The organism is Streptomyces sp. NPDC030165 (genome assembly GCF_055573595.1).
In genome coordinates, this window is sequence record NZ_JBVIBD010000009.1 from 318,941 (window position 1) to 337,539 (window position 18,599).

The following is an 18,599-nucleotide window of genomic DNA, read 5'->3' on the forward strand; positions in this document are numbered from 1 at the left end:
CCTCCCCTCCACCCCATTCTCCCCCTCCCCCCCCCCCCCCCCCCCCCCCCCCCCCCCCCCCCCCCCCCCCCCCCCCCCCCCCACCGCCCGGAATTCTGATGCGCACGGGTCCGCTGAATACGCGTACATTTCCAGCGGGCCGTACAGGGGGCACAAAGGGGCGCATCAGGCACCTGCACGGAAGGGCAGGGTCACACTTGGGTCACCCTGAGGACATCACCGCTTGAAAGCGTCCTTGGCCTTCTCGCCGGCCTCGCGCACGTCGCCCTTCGCACGTTCCGCGCGGCCCTCCGCCGTCATGCGTTCGTTGCCGACCGCACGGCCGACGTTCTCCTTCACCGCGCCCTTGGCGCGCTCGGCCTTGGTGGAAGCCTTCTTGTCGGCGGTCATGGTCGCGCTCCTTTTCGGTCGAGCCGTTTCCTTGACAGTCATTCGCGTGCCCGTGCACCCGGCCGGTAAACGGACGGATTTCCGTACGGAGGGAAATCGCGCGCCACCGCGCACGCCGTGCGGCCGGGCCCGGGGCGCGCCAGTGGTCGGAGTAATGAATCCGGACCGGCGGAACGCAGGGGTGTACTCGGACGATGAACTGGTATCCGCTACGGCTGACCACACCGGTCAAGCAGCACGTCTTCGGCGGCCGGGCCGTCGCCGAACGGCTGGGCCGGACCGGGCTGCCCGACGGGCCGGTGGCGGAGACGTGGGAGGTCAGCGATGTCGAGGGTGAGCACTCGCACGTCCTGAACGGGTCGCTGGCCGGCCACACCCTGCGCGAGCTGGCCCTGAGCCACCCCGACGAACTGGTCGGGCGCGGCTGGCGCGGCCCCCGGTTCCCGCTGCTGACCAAGTTCATCGACGCGCACCGGCCGCTTCCGGTGCATCTGCACCCCGACGACACGGCGGCCCGCGAGCGGGCGGGCGAGCCGAACGGGAAGACGGAGGCCTGGCACATCCTGTACGCGCCGCCCGGCACCACGGCGCTGGCCGGCGTACGGCCCGGCGTGGACCACGACCGGCTGCGGCAGGCGCTGCTCGACCAGGACTTCGACGCCGTCCTGCGGCGCCTGCCCGTACGCGCGGGCCAGACGCTGTACGTGCCGGGCGGCACCCCGCACAGCTTCGGGCCCGACACCCTCGTCTACGAGATCGAGCAGACCTCCGACCTGCAACAGCACGCGATGCGTCACCGCATGGAGGACGGTGCGCCGATCGACGACGACCAGTGGCGGGCCAACGTCGAGGCCCTGCTGTGCGAATGGAAGCCGGAGCACCGGCCGGACTTCCACACGGGGCTGCGGCTGCCGGCGGAGGGTGGCGTGGAGCGCCGGATGCTCTGCGCCGGGCCGTACTTCGCGCTGGAGAACTGGCGGGTACGGGCGCCGGGCACCGCCGTTCCGGCGTTCGACACGTGTGTGGTGCTCAGCAACATCGGTGCCGCGACGGAGGTGACGTGCGGACCGGTACGGGAGACCCTCGACCCGGCCGAAACGCTCCTGCTGCCCGCCGCCTCGGCCTCCGGCGTCCGTATCCACGGCCCCGCCGACGTACTCCTCGGCTACCTCCCCGACCTGGAACACGACGTCCGGGCCCCGCTCCGCGCGGCGGGCCATCGCCCCGAGGCGATCGCAGCACTGGGCGAGGGCCTCGGCTAGCCGAGCAACCGGCGGTCCCGCCCGCCGAACGCTTACTACAAACAGGTATAAAACTCCCGCGTATGGCGTTTCGCCGTGAACTTCGGTGTACATCAACTATGCCCCCTTTCGCGCGAAGGCATGGGCGCATGACGACCGAAGGATCGGATGAATGCACAAAAAGCATGACTGGCCGGCCGAGAACCCGCCGGCCCTGACCCTGCCGAACCACGTCCGCAGCAGATCCGAGGGCCCGGAGGGCCCACGGAGCCCCCGGCCGCCCGGCCCGGCGACATCCGAGCCGGCCCTCGGACCTGGGACGCGCCCTTCCGATGCGTACTGAAACGCTTCCGCTGGAGTCCGACTTCTTCGCTCCCCGCGCCGCCATCGACGACCTGCTGTGTTCGTTCCTGACCGAAAGAGCGCAGAGCGCAGAGGTCCCCGGCCAGTCGGCGCTCGTGCTTCTGCTGCGGGACTTCATCGACGGCGGGAAGCGGGTCCGCCCGCTGCTGTGCGTGGCCGGATGGCGCGCGGCGGGCGGCGAGGGAGACCCCGCGGGGGCCGTCCGGCTGGCCGCCTCCATCGAACTGGCACACGCCTGCGCCCTCGTGCACGACGACATCATGGACGCGGCCGACAGCCGGCGCGGGCGTCCCTCGGTCCACCGGCTGCTGGCCGAGCGCCACCCCCTGCCCGACATGGCGGACCGTTTCGGCACCAGCGGCGCCATCCTGGTGGGCGACCTCGCCCTCGTCTGGTCCGACGAACTGCTGCACACCACGCCCATGCCCGACGCCCACCGCGTCGCCGTGCTGCGCGTCGTGGACCTCGCGCGGGCCGAACTGATCGCCGGCCAGCACCTGGACCTGCTCACCACCGGCGACCTCGACGTGAGCATGGAGACCGCGCTGACCGTCGTCCGCTACAAGACGGCCAAGTACACCATCGAACGGCCCCTCCAGGTCGGTGCCGCCCTCGCCGGCGCGGACCAGCGGGTCATGGACGCCTGCAGCGCCTACGGAGTGCCCCTCGGCGAGGCGTTCCAGCTCCGGGACGACGTGCTCGGGGTGTTCGGCGACCCGGACCGGATGGGCAAGTCCCGCCTGGACGACCTGCGTGAGGGCAAGTGCACCAGTCTCATCGTCCGCGCCCTGCGGGCCGCCGCCCCCGCGCAGGCCCGCCGGCTGCGCGCGCTGATCGGCGCCCCCGAACTGGGCGAACCGGAAGCCGCCGAGGTCCGCGAAATCCTCACGAGCACCGGGGCCCGGTCCACCGTCGAGCAGATGATCGAGGAGCGCTACCGGCGGGCCCTGGACGTCCTGGACACCGCGCCGTTCACCCCGGACGCGGTCCGCACGCTCAAGGCCGTCGCGGAGGCGGCCGTCCACCGCGCGGCGTGAGCCGGACGGCCCCGTCCGGCCACGGCACCGCGGAACGAACGGACCGGGAACCGCTGCCCGACCAGTACGGAGCCGCCCCATGACGACCCCGACGACGAGCGCTCCCACGACGGTGACACAGTCCGTCTGGCGAGAGATCCGCCTGAGCTGGCTGTTCATCCGCGTCGACCGCTGGACCACGGTCTTCCCCGCCACCTGCTTCGTCGTGGCGGCCACCGTCCACGCGCGGCTGCCCCTGGGCGCGGCCGCGGTCACCGCTGCCCTGGGAGCGCTGTACTTCTGGCTGTTCATCTACGAGCACACCCTGGCCAACCAGCTGGTCGGCGTCGAGGAGGACCGCCACAACAAGCCCTACCGGCCGCTGGTCACCGGCGAGAGCACCATCCGCGGCGCCCAGCTGCGCCTGATCGCCGTGCGGATCGCCTTTCCCGTGTACGGCTACTGCCTGGGCGTCCTGAAGTGGGCGCTGATGTGGCAGATCCTCTCCCTGCTCCAGCACGAGTACGGCTGGGGCCGCCACTGGCTGGGCAGAAACCTGTACGCCGGGATCGGGGTCATCGCCCAGCTGATGGCCGCGTGGGAGATCGTCACGGCGCTCACACCGGACGCCTGGCGCTGGATCGTGACGCTGACGGTCACGGTGACCTTCCTGATGTCCGTCCAGGACCTGCGCGACATGCACGGCGACCGCGCGGTCCGCCGCTCCACCATGCCGCTGGTCTTCGGCGAGCTGCCCACCCGGATCTTCCTGTGCGCCGGCTTCGCCGTCGGCCCCGTGTTCATCCACTACTTCCTGATGGCACCCGCCGGCCCGCACTGGTGGATCGTCGCCACCGACGTGTTCCTGGGCGGCCTGAGCCTGCTGCTGGCGGCCCGGGTGCTGCTCCTGCGCGGCCCGGAGCACGACCAGCGCAGCTACCGCCTGGTCGAGCAGTGGTACACCTTCGCCCTGGCCGCCTCCATCTACACACTTCGCTGACGAAGGGGCCCGACGTGCCTCCAGAGGCCACGCAACGGCAGTCACGGCTGCGGATCGACGGCGTGTGGAAGGCGTACGGACGCAGACAGGTCCTGTGCGGCGCCGACCTCGACGTACCGCCCGGGGCGCTGGTCGGTGTCGTCGGCGAGAACGGCGCGGGCAAGAGCACGCTGCTGCGCATCGCGGTGGGGCAGCTGACCCCCGACCGGGGCACGGTGGCGCGTACCGGCGCGGTGGGGTACTGCCCGCAGCGCGCCGTGCTCAACGACTCGTTCACCGTCCTGCAGCACCTGCGGCTGTTCCAGGTGGCCTACCGGCTGCCGGACCTGACGCGGGCCCACGAGCTGATGGACGTGCTGGCGTTCGCCGACTGCGGGCGGCAGCGGACCGGGGAGCTCAGCGGAGGGACGCGGCAGAAGCTGAACCTGCTGGTCGCCTTGATGCACGATCCGCAGCTGCTGGTGCTGGACGAGCCGTACCAAGGGTTCGACTGGGACACCCACCAGCGCTTCTGGGCGCTGGCCGCGAGCCTGCGCGACGCGGGCCGGTCGATCGTCGTGGTCTCGCACCTCCTGCACGACCTGCACCACTTCGACGCGATCGGCCACTTGCGCGAGGGCCGTCTGGACGTCGAGGAGCCGGTCCGGTGAGGCCGTACCCGGCGGCGTTCGCCGAGATGCTGCGCTGCACGCTGCTCGGCCAGGTGCGCAACCGCATGGCGCTGCTCCTGGCGGTCGCCTTCATCCCCGCGTGGATCGCCGTGGCCCGCCTGTGCGCTTCGGACCGGGCGGTGCGCTTCCCCCTCGGCTCCCTCGGCACGGACGCCGTCTCGCGGGCGAGCGACATCAGCCAGATCGTCAACGCGCTCGCCGCCGTCACCCTGGTCACCGGGTTCGTGACGTTCATGGAGACCTACAAGGCCGGGGAGATGGACCGCCGGCTGCTGCTGGCCGGCTACCCCCGCCTCCCGATGCTGCTGGCGAAGGTCGCCGCGGTCGCCCTCATCACCACGCTGCTGGCGCTGTACACCGTGTCCGTACTGTGGGCCTCGGTGCCCGTACGGCAGTGGGGCCCGCTGACCCTGGGCCTCCTCGGCGCCGGTCTCGCGTACGGCGGCATCGGCCTGCTGCTGGGATCGCTGGTCCGCGGTGAGCTGGAGGGCTTCTTCCTCGTCATCATGCTGAGCCTGGTCGACACCGGCCTGCAGAACCCGGTCTTCACCGTGGTCGACCTGTCCGGCCTCGAAGCACTGCCCCTGTACGGCGCGAACCAGCTGGCGCTGGCCGCGGCGTTCACGTCCCGCACCCCCTGGTCGTACGGCCTGTTCTCACTCGCCTGGTCCGCCGCGACCAGCGTCCTGGCCCTGCTCGTCTTCCACGTCCGCACCCGCTCCCACTGCGCGGGCGCCGCCGCCGCGACCACCGGGGCCCCCACACCGGCGACCGCGGCGGGGCCACCGGAGGCAGCCGTACGGAGCGGAGTACGGCGGTCCCGTTAGGGGCGGTCCGACGGACCAGATGAACAACAGGGGGCGTCCTACGGGCGGGGGCCGCGACTTATCGGGCCCCCTCAGCGGGCGTCTTCCCGGCCCCGGTGCCGGACGTAGCGGCCCAGGGCCATGAGGGGGAAGACGTGCCGGTAGTAGTCGTATCGGCACGCCACGGCGCGGGGGACGAGTACGCCGGTGAAATGGGGTTCTTCCCAGGTGCCGTCGTCCGTCTGCTGTCCGGTGAGCCGGTGTACCGCGGAGCGCACCGCGTCGCTGTCGCGTTCTCCCGCGGCGAGCAGCCCGAGCAGCGCCCAGGCGGTCTGTGACGGGGTGGAGGGGCCGCGCCCGAGGAGCGCCGGGTCGGCGTACGACTCCCAGTCCTCGCCCCAGCCGCCGTCCTCGTTCTGTACCGACGTCAGCCAGGTGACGGCGCGCCGGACGGCGGGGTGGTCGCAGGGCGTTCCGGCGGCGGCGAGGGCGGGGAGGACGCAGCCGGTGCCGTAGACGTGGTTGACTCCCCAGCGCCCGGACCACGCCCCGCTGTCCTCCTGCTGCCCGAGCAGCCAGCGCACGGCGCGCCGGGTGGCGGGGGCGCGCTCCATGCCGAGGGCTGCCAGCATCTCCACCATGTGGGCCGTGACGTCGGCGGTCGGGCGGTCGGCGCAGTACTCGCCGAAGTCGAAGAAGGGGAGCTTGCTGGGCAGGGTGCTGGTGTTGTCGGCGTCGAAGGCCCCCCACCCGCCGTTTCGGCTCTGCATCCCCGCGCTCCAGCGCGCCGCCCTGCGAACGGCGTCGTCGAGGCGTGCCGGTTCGGGGTGGTCGACGCGGAGCAGCGCGAGGACCGTCTCGGAGGTGTCGTCGAGGTCGGGGTAGTTCTGGTTGTGGAACTGGAAGGACCATCCGCCGGGAGCGAGGTGGGGCCGTCGTACGGCCCAGTCGCCGGGCCGGTCGGTCTGCCGGGTGAGCAGCCAGTCGGCGGCCTTGACCAGCGCGGGGTGGCCGGCGGGCAGCCCGGCGTCGCGCAGTGCGGTGGTCGACAGGCAGGTGTCCCAGACCGGGCTGTGCACGGTCCGCAGTTTCCGTACGTCGTTCTCGGGCCAGGAGGCGCTGTCGTCCAGGAAGCCGAGTGCGGCCTTGAGCACCGGATGGTCCGACGGGTAGCCGTGCAGGTGCAGGGCGAGGACCACCCATGTGGTGATGGGGGTGCACGCTCCCCAGCTGCCGTCCGCCTCCTGCCGTTCGAGCAGCCAGCGGGCACCCGCGTTCGTCGCGATCCTGCGCACCGGGCCGGGGATGATCCTGCGGCCGGCGCGCAGCGCGGTGTTCGCGCGCCGGAAGAAGCTCTCCCAACTGGCGACCGGCGCCGGCGTACGGTCGGCGCCGGTGCCGGTGCCGTCGGAGGCGGCGAGGAGTTCGTCGGTGCCGAAGGGGACGGGCCGCACGAAGCGGTGCGCGCTGATGATGCTGAGGGCCACGAGCGCCTGGCGCATCACGAAGCCGAAGGTGTAGATGCTCAGCGGTGCCCACTTGGGCAGGGCGATGATCTCCGGCGGGACCTCGGGAAGGTCGTCCCAGCTCTCCAGGCCGAGCATGGCGAGCCATACGCGGGGTTCCAGCGGGGCCGCCGCGATGCCGCCCTGCTCGCGTACCCAGGCCGCGCACCGGGACATGTGCTCCTCGTCCGGGCGGTGTCCGGCGAGCCGGAGCGCCACGTACGCCTGGACGGTGGTGCCCAGGTGGCCGGCCCCGTCGAAGACGAGGGGCCAGGAGCCGTCAGCGCTCTGCTGCGAACGGAGCCACCGGCCGCTCGCGGCGGCCACCCGCTCGTCCAGGACGCCCAGCAGGTGCCGCAGGAACAGGTCGTGGGCGTCGTAGCTCACGTCCGTGGTGAAGTCCCCCTCCCACCAGCCCTCGGGGTGCTGCCGGGCCAGCAAATGGTCCGTGGCCCGCAGCACCGCGCGCTGAGCCGCTTCCTCCGTCGCGTCGGACGGGGGGCAGGCGAAAGTGATGCCCGCCTCCCCTGCCGGGAGCGGGCTCGTCTCTTTCGGCGCGTCGTCGGCTGTCGTCGTCATGGGGCTCCTGCACCTCGCTGGGGTCCGGGGTCGCTGCGGCGGCATCGGCGGGCGCCGCCCACGGCGGGAGTACGCGAAGCCGGAACGCCGCGCGGGGCACCAGGCGGCACAGCGCGTCCCCGCCTCAAGGGCCGCGTACCAGGAAGCTGCCCACATCCCTGAGCGGTCGCACCAGGTGCGCGGGATATCACCTGTCTGCCCCACGCAGGGTGCCGGGTTGCCCGGCCCACGGGTCATACGCAGTTGCGCAGTACGCCCCAGAGGAGCAGTACGGCCACGGCGGTCACGCCGGCCCATGCCGAGGTCAGCAGGGGTGGCCGGCCCCGGACCGCACGCAGCCAGGAGCACAGGGCCAGGGGCAGGGCGATGACGAAGAGGGCGTTGTGGGCCAGGGCGGCGGCCATGTCGCCCTGGGTGAGGTCGTGCAGCGCCCGCAGGGTGCCGCAGCCGGGGCAGGACAGGCCGGTCAGGGAGCGGAACGGGCAGGTCGGGTAGTGCCCTGGCGTTTCGGGGTCGCGCGGTAGCGAAGACGATGGCCGCGATGCCGGTGGGCAGGAAGCAGAAGAGCGTCACCAGGATTGCCGGGACGAGGTAGTTCTGCGGCGGCTTCGCGTGCTGCTGGTGCCCGGGGGCGTACTGGGCCTGGTGCTCCGGCGGCGTCCGCTGGTGCTCGGGCGGGCGCCGCTGGCCCACCGGCGCCGCGTTCGGCGCCCTCGCCGAGGTCACCAGCGGGCCGCTGCACGCGTGGTACCGGGCGGCGGCCGCCACCGGCCCCGACGAACGGGCCGCCGCCGCCCTGTCGGAGGCCGCGGAAGAGGCCCGCCGGCGCAGCGCGTTCGAGGAGTCCGCGCTGGCCTGGCGGCGCGCCGCGGAGCTGACCGGGGACCGGGCGGCGCGCGCGGACCTGCTGCACCGAGCCGCGTCCGACGCGTTCCTGGGCGGCTCGGCGTCCAGTTCCCGGTGGTGCGAGGAGGCACTGCGTACGACGACGGAGCCCGCCGTGCGCGCCGACACCGAGCTGCTGTTGGGGCGCATCCACACCTGGAACGGCGAGCCCGCACGCGCCTACGAACTCCTCGTCGAGGCCGCGCGGAACATCCGCCGCACCGACGCCGTACGGGCGTGTGTCCTGCTCGCGGAGGCGGTGGTGCCCGCCAGCATGGACGGCCGGGTGGCATCCGCCGTGCGGATCGCCGAGGACTCGTTCCGCCTGGCCTCCGAGTCGGGGCCGGACCGCTGGCTGAGCATGGCCCTGCTCGGGTCGGCGCTGACGCTCTCCGGGCAGATCGGCCGGGGTGTGGCCATGCTGGCCGCCGCCGACGGGCACTGCACCGGCGATCCGGTACGCAATCAGCAGCTGTACGCGCTGGCCGGGCAGGCGTGGAACTGGGTCGAGGACCGCGACCGCAGCCGCCGGCTGCTCAACTCCGCCGTGGAGTCGGCCCGCCGGCACAGCGCGCCCGGCGTCCTGCCGTTCACCCTGGCCGTACGCAGCGACCTGGAGGCCCGCGTCGGCCACTGGAACGCCGGGTACGGCGACGCCACCGAGGCGCTGCACTGGTCGGCGGAGCTGGGCCAGATCTCCTGCGTCGGCTACAGCCTGGCCTGCCTGGCGCGCGGCTGGACGCGCTGCGCGGCGACCGGGTGCGGTGCGAGGAACAGGTGAGCCGCGCCCGGCGGGAGGTCGGCGGGTACGGCATCGGCTGCCTGGAGATGTACCTGACCGCCGCGCTGGGGCTGGCGGCGCTCGCGCACGGCGACCACTGCGCCGCCGCCGACCAACTGGAACAGAGCTTCGCGCTGGTCACCGCGCAGGGGGTGGGCAATCCGCTGGTCGTGCCGTGCGCCGCCGACCTCGCCGAGGCGCAGCTGCGGACGGGCAACACCGCGCGCGCCGCGGAGGTCGCGGACTGGCTGGAGGAACGGGCGCGGGCCACCGGGCTGGCGGCCGCGGAGGCCGCCGCCGCCCGCTGCCGGGGCCTGCTGGCCGCGTCGCACGAGGCGGCGCGGGCCGCGTTCGCCACCGCGCTCGCGGCGCACGAGCGCGTCCGGGAGCCGTTCGAGCAGGCCCGTACGCTGCTGTGCGAGGCGGAGCTACTGCGCCGCTACCGCCACCCCGCCGCCGCCCGCGCCCCGCTCACCTCGGCGCTGGCGCGCTTCGAGAGCCTGGGCGCGCTGCCGTGGGCGCGGCGCGCCGCCGGTGAACTGGCCGCCACCGGCGTCACGTTGGCGTCGCCGGCCGCGCCGGACGGGGCCTGGGAGCAGCTGACGCCGCAGGAGTTCCAGGTGGCCCGCGCGGTGGCCCGCGGCCTGAACAACACCGAGGCGGCGGTCTCCTTGTTCGTCTCCCGCAAGACGGTCGAGGCGCACCTCACCCGCGTCTACCACAAACTGGGTGTCCGCTCCCGGACCGAGCTGACGCGGCTGATGGCGTCCGGTGAACTGGTGGACTGAGGCCGGCCGCGCGGGGGTGGCCGTCAGCGGTCCTCTGGGCGGTATCTGGGCTGCGGACATGAGCACAGCCCCCACCATCCTGGCAGAACTGGTCCGGCGGGTGCCTCCGCCGCCCGCGCCGGTGGACGGCCACGGCGACTGGGCGGCGGCCGAGGCCGCGCTCGGCACCCGCCTGCCGGCCGGCTTCAAGGAGCTGATCGCCACCTACGGCCGCGGCGGCTTCTGCGCGGTGATCGATCCGTGCTCACCGTTCGGGGCGGACAACCCCGTGCGGCTCACGGCGGACCTGCTGGAGATTTTCGGCCCACTACGCGACATTGCTCCCGACACCTGGCCGGTGGTCATCTGGTCGCACGACGGCGACCACGAGGACTACCCCTGCGGTGCCGTCGAGTTCATCGCGGGCTGGGTGACCGGCCGGTTCCGGTCGGAGATCCTGCCGCGCGACGAGCCGGTCGAGCCGTGGTTCGACGCGGCGGTGGAACGGGACCACGTCTACGTCGGCCTCGGAGAGGGGAAGCTGCCGTACGCGGAACGTCGGCCGGCTGCGAGGTACGCGACCTGCGGACGGTGCACGGTACGTCCGTCCGGGAAGCCCCGGCGGCTGAGTGAGCCCTGCCACAGAAGGCTCGGAAGGCCCGCGCCCTGCGAGGCCACCGCGGGGGATGGGTTAGGTTCGCACAGGCCGAGGTGCCGACGGGCCGCCGCCCCCTCCGACGGCTCGCCGCGCCCCGGTGAACGGCCTGATCAGGGAGAGAATTGCCATGCAAGAGCCAGTGGACCCGCCGGCGGCGCACGAGGCGGACACGGCCGCCGTACCGCCGGACGCCGGCGGCGCCCCGGCCCACGGGCCCCGGGGCGACGCGCAGGCGGAGCTCGACCGGCTCCGCCGGGAAGTACGGGACCTGCGCGGCAAGCTGCTCGCGCACCCGCTGATATCCCAGGCGCAGGGGCTGCTCCAGGAACGCTACCGGCTGCCGGACGCGCAGACCGCGTTCGAGCTGATGAAGCGCTGCTCGCAGCAGCACAACCTGAAACTGCGCAACCTGGCGTCCGCCGTGGTCTCCGTCCCCCGCCCCGACGACGAACGGGGCCTGTGGTTCCCCGGCCGTACCGGCCGCACCGCTCCCCCGCTCCGCTTCCTGCCCGGCCACCGGCCCGGCACGGTCAACCGCAGCACCGTCCTGAAGCAGGTGCTCCACCAGGCGCTGGCGTGCACCGACGCCCCGATGGGCGACCTGCAGACGCTGGAGCCGCCCATCGGGCTGCGGATGGAGCACCACAGCGGGCTCAGCGAGGAGTTCCTGGACTTCTTCGCCGTGGTCGAGGAGGGCACGGCCTGCTCCCTGGCCGCCCGGCGCCGGGTCCGCGTCGCCTCGGACATCGCCACCGATCCGGCGGTCAGCGATCCCGCCCGCGAAATGATCCTGTCGGTCGGCAGCCGCACCGCACACAGCATGCCGATGCTCTCGTCCGCGGGCCGCACCGTCGGCGTGTTCTCCCTCCACCTCCCCCGCCCCCACCAGGCCCTGACCCGCTCTCAGGCCAGCGCCTTGGACGGGCTGGCCGCCCAGGCCGGCCGGTGGCTGGAGTGGCACCGCCACACGGTCCTGCTGGAGGCCCTGGAAGACCTCCACCGGCGCGGCAAGGCCCTGCAGGCCGATCCGACGCGGCGGCTCACGGACTAGGTGCGCTGTTCCGGGACGTCGGCGTCAGCCGAGGGCGGGCGCAGGGAGAGCGCGCCCGCCTCCGGGCCCGTCCCGGCCCGGACGCCCGTCGTACGGGCGGCCGCCCCCGAACGCCGCGCTCCGAGCCGGGTCGGCCAGGTCGACGGTGCGGCCTCCGCGGGCCTTCGGACGTGCCCGGGGCCGGTCAGAGGCAGACGGCACCGCCCTCCCCGGCGCCGCGTTCGACGAGCATCGCGCTCCACGCCGCCGCCGGGCTCATGTTGAGTACGACGGCGAGGCCGCCTTCGGGCAGCTGGCCGCGGTCCATGGCGGTGGCGAGGTTGAGCAGGGCGTCGTTGGGGCCGAGGTGGCCGTTGTCCCGCAGGTTGTCGGCGCACGCGTCGGAGAGTTTCACGTCCAGCGACTCGGCGACGATCCGCAGGGCGGCCATCGACAGGTTCTGCCCGATGTAGCAGGAGACCTCGTCCCGGTCCACGCCGTTGCGCTCCAGCAGTCGGCGGGTCAGCGCCGCGACGCGCTTCCTGGACTCGACGGCGAGCCGGAACGCGTACGTGGGGAGGTCGGTGCACTCCTCGCGCCACTGGTCCGGTTCCCGGCCCCGGTAATCGACGTGGAACAGGTTCCAGTACTCGCCGCTGGTCTCCAGCAGGTTGTCGCGCACGCGCAGCGGTCCGTCCCGGGAGACCAGGACCGCCTGGCCGCTGTCGCCGTTGACGGTGACCGGGTGCCGGTAGCGGCGGGAGGCGACCGGCTTGCTGCCGTGCACGACGAGGATGTGCGCGGCGGCCGGGTCGGTGGCGAGCCGCCCGGCCGCGGTGAGCAGGGCGGGCACGACCGAGGCGCAGCCCAGGCCGCCCACCGAGAACGCCCAGGCCCGCTCGGCGCCGAGGAGCGCCTGCAGCCGGGTCGCCTCGGAGGTGGCGAACGCCTCCGGGGCCCGGGGCTCGATCATGATCAGGCCGTCCAGCCGGTCCGGGGCGAGCCCCGCCGTGGCGAGGGCCTGCCGCCCGGCCCGGGCCGCCAGGTCCACCGCGGACAGGCCGTCGCCGACGGCCACCCGCTCGATGCCGAGGGCCAGGCAGGCGGCCCGTTCCGGGTCGCTGAGCGCGGCCAGTTCCGGCAGGCCGGCCAGGGCGGTCCGGCCCGGCAGGTGGGTGGCCGTGGCGTGCAGGGCGATGGTCATTCCCCGATCCCCGCTTCCAGCTGTTCGATCTGGTGCTGGCTCAGTGCGACCAGGGGGAAGTCCGACGGCACGTGGCCGCCCGCGCCGGGCCGGTCCGTGTACGCCGCCAGTCCGGTCAGCAGGGCGGCCCAGCCCTGGCACAGTTCGCGGGCCGCGTGCGCGTCGACGAGGTTGCGCGAGCACGCCACGGCGAGGTGCAGTTCGGGCCCGTCCGCGCCGTCGACGACGGTTCCGGACGCCTCCAGCGCGTGGCCGGGGAGCACGCTCTCGGCGACTTCGCCGCCGAGGTGGAGCATGTGCCAGCCGCCGGCCGCGCCGTCCCGTGCCGCACCGTCCGGGCCGGTCGCGCCGCCGACGAGGGCGCCCAGGTAGTTGAACCCGATCGACGGGGCGGCCAGTCCGGCCAGTGCGCTGCCCGTGCCGGGGCCGAGGTAGCGCAGCGCTCCGTAGCCCAGGCCGTTGCCGGGGACGACGCCGAGCTGTTCCTTGACCCGTTTGACGAGGTGTCCGGCGGCGGGCCCGCCGGCCCGTACCTCGGCCAGGTCGACCGTGCCGGGGTCCAGACGTACGGGGTAGGCGCAGGTGAACCAGCCCACCGTGCGGGTCAGGTCCATGTCCTCGGTGAGCGGTTCTCGGCCGTGGCCCTCCACGTCGACCAGCACCGGCCCGGTGCCCTCGCCGCGCGCCGCCCGCCATTCGGCCACCGCGGCGGCCAGGGTGGCCAGCAGGAGGTCGCCGGTCCCGGAGTAGAAGGCTGCCGGTACGGCGGTGAGCAGCGCGGCGGTCACCGGGGTCGGCAGCGGTACGGACACGCGTCCGGCGTGTGCGGGGCCGTCGCGGTCCGGGTCGAGGGGCCGGCCGCCGAGCAGCGGTTCGCCGGGGGCGAGGATCCGCTGCCATACCGGGAGTTCGGCCTGCCAGGCCGGGGTCGTGGCGAACTCCGCCAGGGTCCGTGCCCACCGGCCGAAGGAGGTCGGCACCGGCGGGAGCGCCGCGGGCTCTCCCGCGGCGAGCGCGTCGTACGCCGCTTCCAGGTCGTGCAGCAGGGCCTTCCAGGACAGCACGTCGGTCGCGAGGTGGTGGGCGGCGAACAGCAGCCTGCCTTCCTCGGCGGTTCCCCGGTCGAGGAGGACGAGCTGGGTCATGACGCCGGCCCGGGGATCGAGCCGCCCGTACGCCGACCGGCTCTCGCGCTGTACGAGAGCGTCGAGTTCGCGCGCGTCCAGTCCCGCCGCGTCGACCCGGCGGATCTCGGCGCCCGTGCCGTCCGCGTCGGGTTCCCGCACTGTCAGGGACCAGGTGGCCGGGTCGGTGCCCTCCGCGCCCGTCAGCCGGGACCGGAGCATGTCGTGCCGGCCGAGCACCGCCCGGTAGGCGGCCGTCAGGGTGGCGCGGTCGGTGCCGGCGGGGACCGCCAGGGTCACCGACTGGGTGAACCGGGCCGGCATGCCCGCCCGTTCGGCGAATTCGCGCATCACCGGGGTGAGCGGTATGCCGCGGCCCGCGCCGTCGTCCACCTCCGCGCGGCTGGGGGCGGTTTGGGCCACCGCCGCGATCGCCGCGGCCGTCCGCTGCTCGAAGACGTCGCGCTGCGTGATCACCACGCCGGCCCGGCGGGCGCGGGCCACCAGCTGGATCGACATCACCGAGTCCCCGCCGATGGTGAAGAAGTCGTCGGCGGCGCCGACCGTGTCCGTGCCCACCAGGTCGCCGAAGAGCTTGCGCAGGACGGCCAACGCGCCGCCGGGTGCTCCGGTGCCGCTTTCGGGCACCGGTTCTGCCACCGGGCGCGGCTCCGCCCGCTGCGCGCGCCCGGCATCCACGCCTGCCTGCCTTGTGGCCCGTACCGGCCGCTGCCGTCCGAGTTCGCCGATCGGCCGGTCCGGGTCCGCCACGGCGGCCGCGACCAGCTCGGGGAACCACTGGATCAGGCGGTCGGCGGTGGCCCGGTCGAAGAGGGCGGTCGCGTAGTCGAGTTCGCCGATCATCGGCCCGGCTCCGGCATCCACGATCCCGAAGGAGAGGTCGAACTTGGCGGTGCCGGGCACCACCCCGCCGACGTCGGTGTCGGCGTACCGGTTGATCTCCACGCCGGCCATGCCGCCCTCGTACTGCGGCACGTTCTGGTAGGTGTACGTCACGTCGTACAGCGGGTGCCGGGCCATGTCGCGCCGGGCGCCGCCGGCCGTGACGATCTGGCTGACCGGGATCTCCTCGTGGTCCAGGACGCCCGCGACGGTGCCCGCGCACCGCCGGACCAGCTCGGCGAAGGACAGGTCCGCGGTGGTGTCGGTGCGGAACGGCGGAAGGTTGTTGAAGTACCCGAGGACGTCCTGGACGTCGGGGTGCACCCGCCCGGAGGTGGCGACGCCGATGACGATGTCGCGGTGCCCCGACCACAGGTGCACCAGCGCGTCGAGCGCGGCGAGCATGGTGACGAAGGTGGTGACGCCGTGGTGGCGGCTGTACTCCCGCACCTGTTCGGCGGTCGCGGCGTCGACGAGGAAGGGCAGCACCTCGCCCTCGTACGACTGGACGTCCGGGCGCGGCCGGTCCAGCGGCAGTTCCGGGCGGCTGAGGCCGTCGAGTTCCGCGCGCCAGAACTCCAGGCTGCGCCGCCACCTGCGCCCGTCCGGCAGGGCGCGGTGCCAGGCGGCGTAGTCCTGGTACTGGACGGGCAGTTCGGGCAGCCGGGCCGGGGTGCCGGTGCTCCGGGCCCGGTAGAACTCGGCGAGGTCGCGGGAGAACAGCGCGGTGGACCCGCCGTCGAAGACGGTGTGGTGGAACGTCAGGACGAGGACGTGGTCCTCCTCGGCCCGTTTGATCAGCAGGACCCGGAGCAGGGTGTCCCGGGTGAGGTCGAAGGGCTGCGCGACCGCGTCCCGGATGAGGGTGCGGACGCGGGGGCCGCGCTGCTCCTGCGGCATCCGGCTGACGTCCAGGACGGCCAGCAGCGGTTCGGGGGCGGTGAACGCCACGTACGGGGCGCTGTTCTCGTCGGTCAGGAAGGCGCTGCGCAGCACCTCGTGGCGGCCGGCCATGTCGGCCAGCGCGTCCTGGAGGGCGGCCACGTCCAGCGGGCCGGTCAGGTGCATCGGTGCGGGCACGTTGTAGAGCGGGCTGCCCGGGTTGACCTGGTCGAGGTACCACAGGGGCTCCTGGCCGAAGGACAGCGGCAGCGGTCCGTCCCGCCCGATGCGGGGAATCGGGCGGTCGGCCTGCTCTTCGAGTTCGCCGGCGTCCCCGGTCCCTCCGGCCGTCCCGGCGTCCGCCGCCAGCTCCCGGAGCCGTCCGGCGAGGGCGCGGACGGTGGGGTGGGCGTACAGATCGGCGAAGGTGACCTCCACGCCGAAGTCCTGCTGGAGGCGGCGGAGCAGTCCGACGCCGACGAGTGAGGTGCCGCCGAGCATGAAGTAGTCCGAGTCGGGGCCGGCGTCGGGCTGGTCGAGCAGGTCCGCCCAGATCCCGGCGACGCGCCGTTCGGCCTCCGCGAGGCCGGGCGGCGCCACGGCGCGCGGGCCGGAGGGCGCGGCCGGGCGGTCGGTGTCGGGCCGCTCGGCGCCGGGCCGGCCGAAGCGCAGCCGGGTCGGCTCGAAGGGGTACGTCGGTGCCTCGATGCGCCGGACGGTGGTGTCGCGGTAGTAGCGCTCCCAGTCGAGGGCGGCGCCGAGCGTGTACAGGAGGCCGAGGCGTTCCAGGACGCCGCCCAGGGTTCCGTCCCCGGCGAGGTCCACCGTGGGCAGTTCGGGGGCCAGTGCGGCGATCTCGCGTGCGAGGACGCCGCCGGGGGCGAGTTCCACGAGCAGGGCGCCGTCCCGGACGAGCCCGGCCACCAGCGGCTCCAGCCGCTCCCGGTCGGGCACCGCGGACAGGTGCCGCTCGCACGCCTCGGTGACGGCTTCGGCGAGCGTGAGTTTTCCGCGTACGGCGCGTACGGCCAGGTTGCCCGCCCCGGAGCCGATCAGGCTGACGTCCGCCAGCCCCAGCGACTCGGCCACCCGGTAGAGCGCGTACTGCCGTACGACGGTCCGGCCGGCCGGGTCCGGGGTCGCGGCGTCGAGTTCCGCGCATTCGACGGGTACGGGGAACTGGGCGCGCAGCCGCGCCCACACCGCGTCGTCCAGGAGCGCGTCCCCGGAGAACAGCAGGACCGGCCGCGGCGCGTCGGCGACGGGCGTTTCGGGGACGGCCGCGGCCCGCAGCCGGGCGGCCAGCTCGCCGGTCGTCCCGGCGGTGACGGCCAGTCGGTACGGGTGGTCGTCGCGGCCCCGGTTCAGGGCGTGCGCGACGGACCGCAGCGGCTGGCCGGTGCGTTCGGCGAACGCGGCCAGCCGGGTGCGGTAGCGGTCCAGGGCACCGGCGGACCGGGCGGACACCGTGACCAGCTCGGCGCCCGGCACGGCGGCTCCGGAGGCGGGGGCGGCGGGGGCCTGTTCCAGTACGACGTGCACGTTGGTGCCGGTCATGCCCCAACTGCTCAGCCCGGCGCGGCGTACGGCGTTCCCGTCGGTCTCCCAGGGGCGCGGCGCGTCGTTGACGTACACCGGGCCGCTGAAGTCGATCAGCGGGTTGGGGGCGGTGAAGTTGACGGCCGGGTAGTGGGTGCCGTAGCGCAGCGCGGCCATGACCTTGAACAGGCCGGCGATGCCCGCGGCGTTGCCCAGGTGACCGATGTTGGCCTTGACGGAGCTGATCGCGCACTGCCGGTCGGTCACGCCCGCGTCGGCGAACGCCCGGCGCAGCGCGTCCACCTCGACGACGTCGCCGAGCGGTGTGCCGGAGCCGTGGCACTCGACGTAGCCGATCGTGCGGGCCTCGACGTCCCCGTCCCGCCACGCCCCGGTCAGCACGTCCGCCTGGGCGACCTGGCTGGGCGCGGCCATGGTGGCGGCGCGGTAGCCGTTGTGGTTGACGGCGACGCCCTTCAGGACGGCCAGGACGTTGTCGCCGTCGGCCACCGCCTCGGACAGCGGTTTCAGTACGACGACGCCGCCGCCCTCCCCCGCGGTCATGCCGTTGGCGCCTGCGTCGAAGGGGCGGCACCGCTCGTCGCTCGACTCCAGGCCCGGCAGCGGGGTCCAGTCGGCCCGGCGGACCGGCGGCGGCAGGAGGTTGACGCCGCCGACGATGGCCATCGGGGCCTCGTCGTTGCGCAGTTGCCGGACCGCGAGGCTCAGTGCGGTCAGTCCGCTGCTGCACGCGGTGTCCACCACCAGGGCGGGCCCCCGCAGGTCGAAGAGGTAGCTGAGGCGGGCGGCGAGCGCGGCCGTGGACGTGCCGAGCAGGCCCACCACGTCCCGGTCCTCGTCCTTCGACCACTCGGGGCCGGTCTCCACGGCCGCCAGGAGCACCGCGGTGGCCGAGCCGCGCAGGGTGGCCGGGGCGTATCCGGCGGATTCGACGGCCTGGTGGGTGAGTTGGAGCAGCAGCCGCTGGTGCGGGTCCATCAGCTCGGCCTCGCGTCGCGGGATGCCGAAGAGTTCGTGGTCGAACAGGTCGACGCGGTCCAGGTAGCCCATGGCGAGATAGCGTTCGGCGGGGTCGTCACCGGGCCGCAGCCGCTGGGGGCCGGGCCGGCCGACGCTGTCGCGGCCGGTGCGCAGATTGTCGTGGAACGTCTCCCCGTCCGCCGCGTCGGGAAAGATCCCGGCAGCCCCGATGATCGCGACGTCACCTGTCCTCATGTGCCTTCTCCGATGTTCC

The 18,599-nt window shown here is 73.9% G+C and carries 12 protein-coding genes and 2 pseudogenes; 8 read left to right on the forward strand and 6 right to left on the reverse strand.

Features of this window, described 5'->3' with window-relative positions:
• Positions 1–216: 216 nt before the first annotated feature.
• On the reverse strand, positions 217–390 hold the full coding sequence (locus ACZ4Z1_RS19670; RefSeq protein ID WP_361150475.1) for a CsbD family protein: 174 nt from the start codon (positions 388–390) through the stop codon (positions 217–219).
• Positions 391–584: 194 nt separating this feature from the next.
• Between ACZ4Z1_RS19670 and ACZ4Z1_RS19675 the strand changes: the two genes are divergently transcribed.
• From ACZ4Z1_RS19675 to ACZ4Z1_RS19695, 5 genes are all read left to right on the forward strand, one after another.
• Positions 585–1,652 (forward strand): type I phosphomannose isomerase catalytic subunit, encoded by a 1,068-nt coding sequence (locus tag ACZ4Z1_RS19675; RefSeq protein WP_468487855.1) that lies wholly within the window; start codon positions 585–587, stop codon positions 1,650–1,652.
• Between the two features lie 311 nt (positions 1,653–1,963).
• Positions 1,964–3,031, forward strand: coding sequence for a polyprenyl synthetase family protein (locus tag ACZ4Z1_RS19680; RefSeq protein ID WP_468487856.1), 1,068 nt, complete (start codon positions 1,964–1,966; stop codon positions 3,029–3,031).
• 79 nt (positions 3,032–3,110) lie between these two features.
• Positions 3,111–4,010 carry a UbiA family prenyltransferase gene (locus tag ACZ4Z1_RS19685; RefSeq protein ID WP_468487857.1) on the forward strand — a complete coding sequence of 300 codons (900 nt, stop codon included), beginning with the start codon at positions 3,111–3,113 and terminating at the stop codon, positions 4,008–4,010.
• A 14-nt stretch (positions 4,011–4,024) separates the two neighbouring features.
• On the forward strand, positions 4,025–4,660 hold the full coding sequence (locus tag ACZ4Z1_RS19690) for an ATP-binding cassette domain-containing protein (protein WP_468487858.1): 636 nt from the start codon (positions 4,025–4,027) through the stop codon (positions 4,658–4,660).
• Positions 4,657–5,508 (forward strand): hypothetical protein, encoded by an 852-nt coding sequence (locus ACZ4Z1_RS19695; protein WP_468487859.1) that lies wholly within the window; start codon positions 4,657–4,659, stop codon positions 5,506–5,508. Before ACZ4Z1_RS19690 ends, ACZ4Z1_RS19695 begins: the two co-directional genes overlap by 4 nt.
• Before the next feature lie 71 nt (positions 5,509–5,579).
• Here the strand turns inward: ACZ4Z1_RS19695 and shc are convergent, their stop codons facing one another.
• From shc to ACZ4Z1_RS19710, 3 genes and pseudogenes are all read right to left on the reverse strand, one after another.
• Positions 5,580–7,571, reverse strand: coding sequence for a squalene--hopene cyclase (gene shc, locus ACZ4Z1_RS19700; protein ID WP_468487889.1), 1,992 nt, complete (start codon positions 7,569–7,571; stop codon positions 5,580–5,582).
• A gap of 233 nt (positions 7,572–7,804) precedes the next feature.
• Positions 7,805–8,044 (reverse strand): annotated as a pseudogene (locus ACZ4Z1_RS19705) (DUF2752 domain-containing protein); the annotation flags it as partial.
• Positions 8,045–8,102: 58 nt separating this feature from the next.
• Positions 8,103–8,606, reverse strand: a pseudogene (locus ACZ4Z1_RS19710) (CD225/dispanin family protein); the annotation flags it as partial.
• Here ACZ4Z1_RS19710 and ACZ4Z1_RS19715 point away from each other — a divergent pair.
• The 3 genes from ACZ4Z1_RS19715 to ACZ4Z1_RS19725 all read left to right on the forward strand — a co-directional run bounded on the left by ACZ4Z1_RS19715 (position 8,572) and on the right by ACZ4Z1_RS19725 (position 11,713).
• Positions 8,572–9,237 carry a hypothetical protein gene (locus ACZ4Z1_RS19715; protein WP_468487860.1) on the forward strand — a complete coding sequence of 222 codons (666 nt, stop codon included), beginning with the start codon at positions 8,572–8,574 and terminating at the stop codon, positions 9,235–9,237. The pseudogene ACZ4Z1_RS19710 and the gene ACZ4Z1_RS19715 sit on opposite strands and share 35 nt — an antisense overlap.
• Positions 9,234–10,025 (forward strand): helix-turn-helix transcriptional regulator, encoded by a 792-nt coding sequence (locus ACZ4Z1_RS19720; protein WP_468487861.1) that lies wholly within the window; start codon positions 9,234–9,236, stop codon positions 10,023–10,025. Before ACZ4Z1_RS19715 ends, ACZ4Z1_RS19720 begins: the two co-directional genes overlap by 4 nt.
• A 764-nt stretch (positions 10,026–10,789) precedes the next feature.
• A complete protein-coding gene (locus ACZ4Z1_RS19725) occupies positions 10,790–11,713 on the forward strand; it encodes a GAF domain-containing protein (protein ID WP_468487862.1) in 924 nt (307 codons plus the stop codon).
• Positions 11,714–11,897: 184 nt separating this feature from the next.
• Here ACZ4Z1_RS19725 and ACZ4Z1_RS19730 read toward each other — a convergent pair whose 3' ends face one another.
• A complete protein-coding gene (locus ACZ4Z1_RS19730) occupies positions 11,898–12,896 on the reverse strand; it encodes a 3-oxoacyl-[acyl-carrier-protein] synthase III C-terminal domain-containing protein (protein WP_468487863.1) in 999 nt (332 codons plus the stop codon).
• A complete protein-coding gene (locus tag ACZ4Z1_RS19735) occupies positions 12,893–18,580 on the reverse strand; it encodes a condensation domain-containing protein (RefSeq protein WP_468487864.1) in 5,688 nt (1,895 codons plus the stop codon). Before ACZ4Z1_RS19735 ends, ACZ4Z1_RS19730 begins: the two co-directional genes overlap by 4 nt.
• Positions 18,581–18,599: the final 19 nt, after the last annotated feature.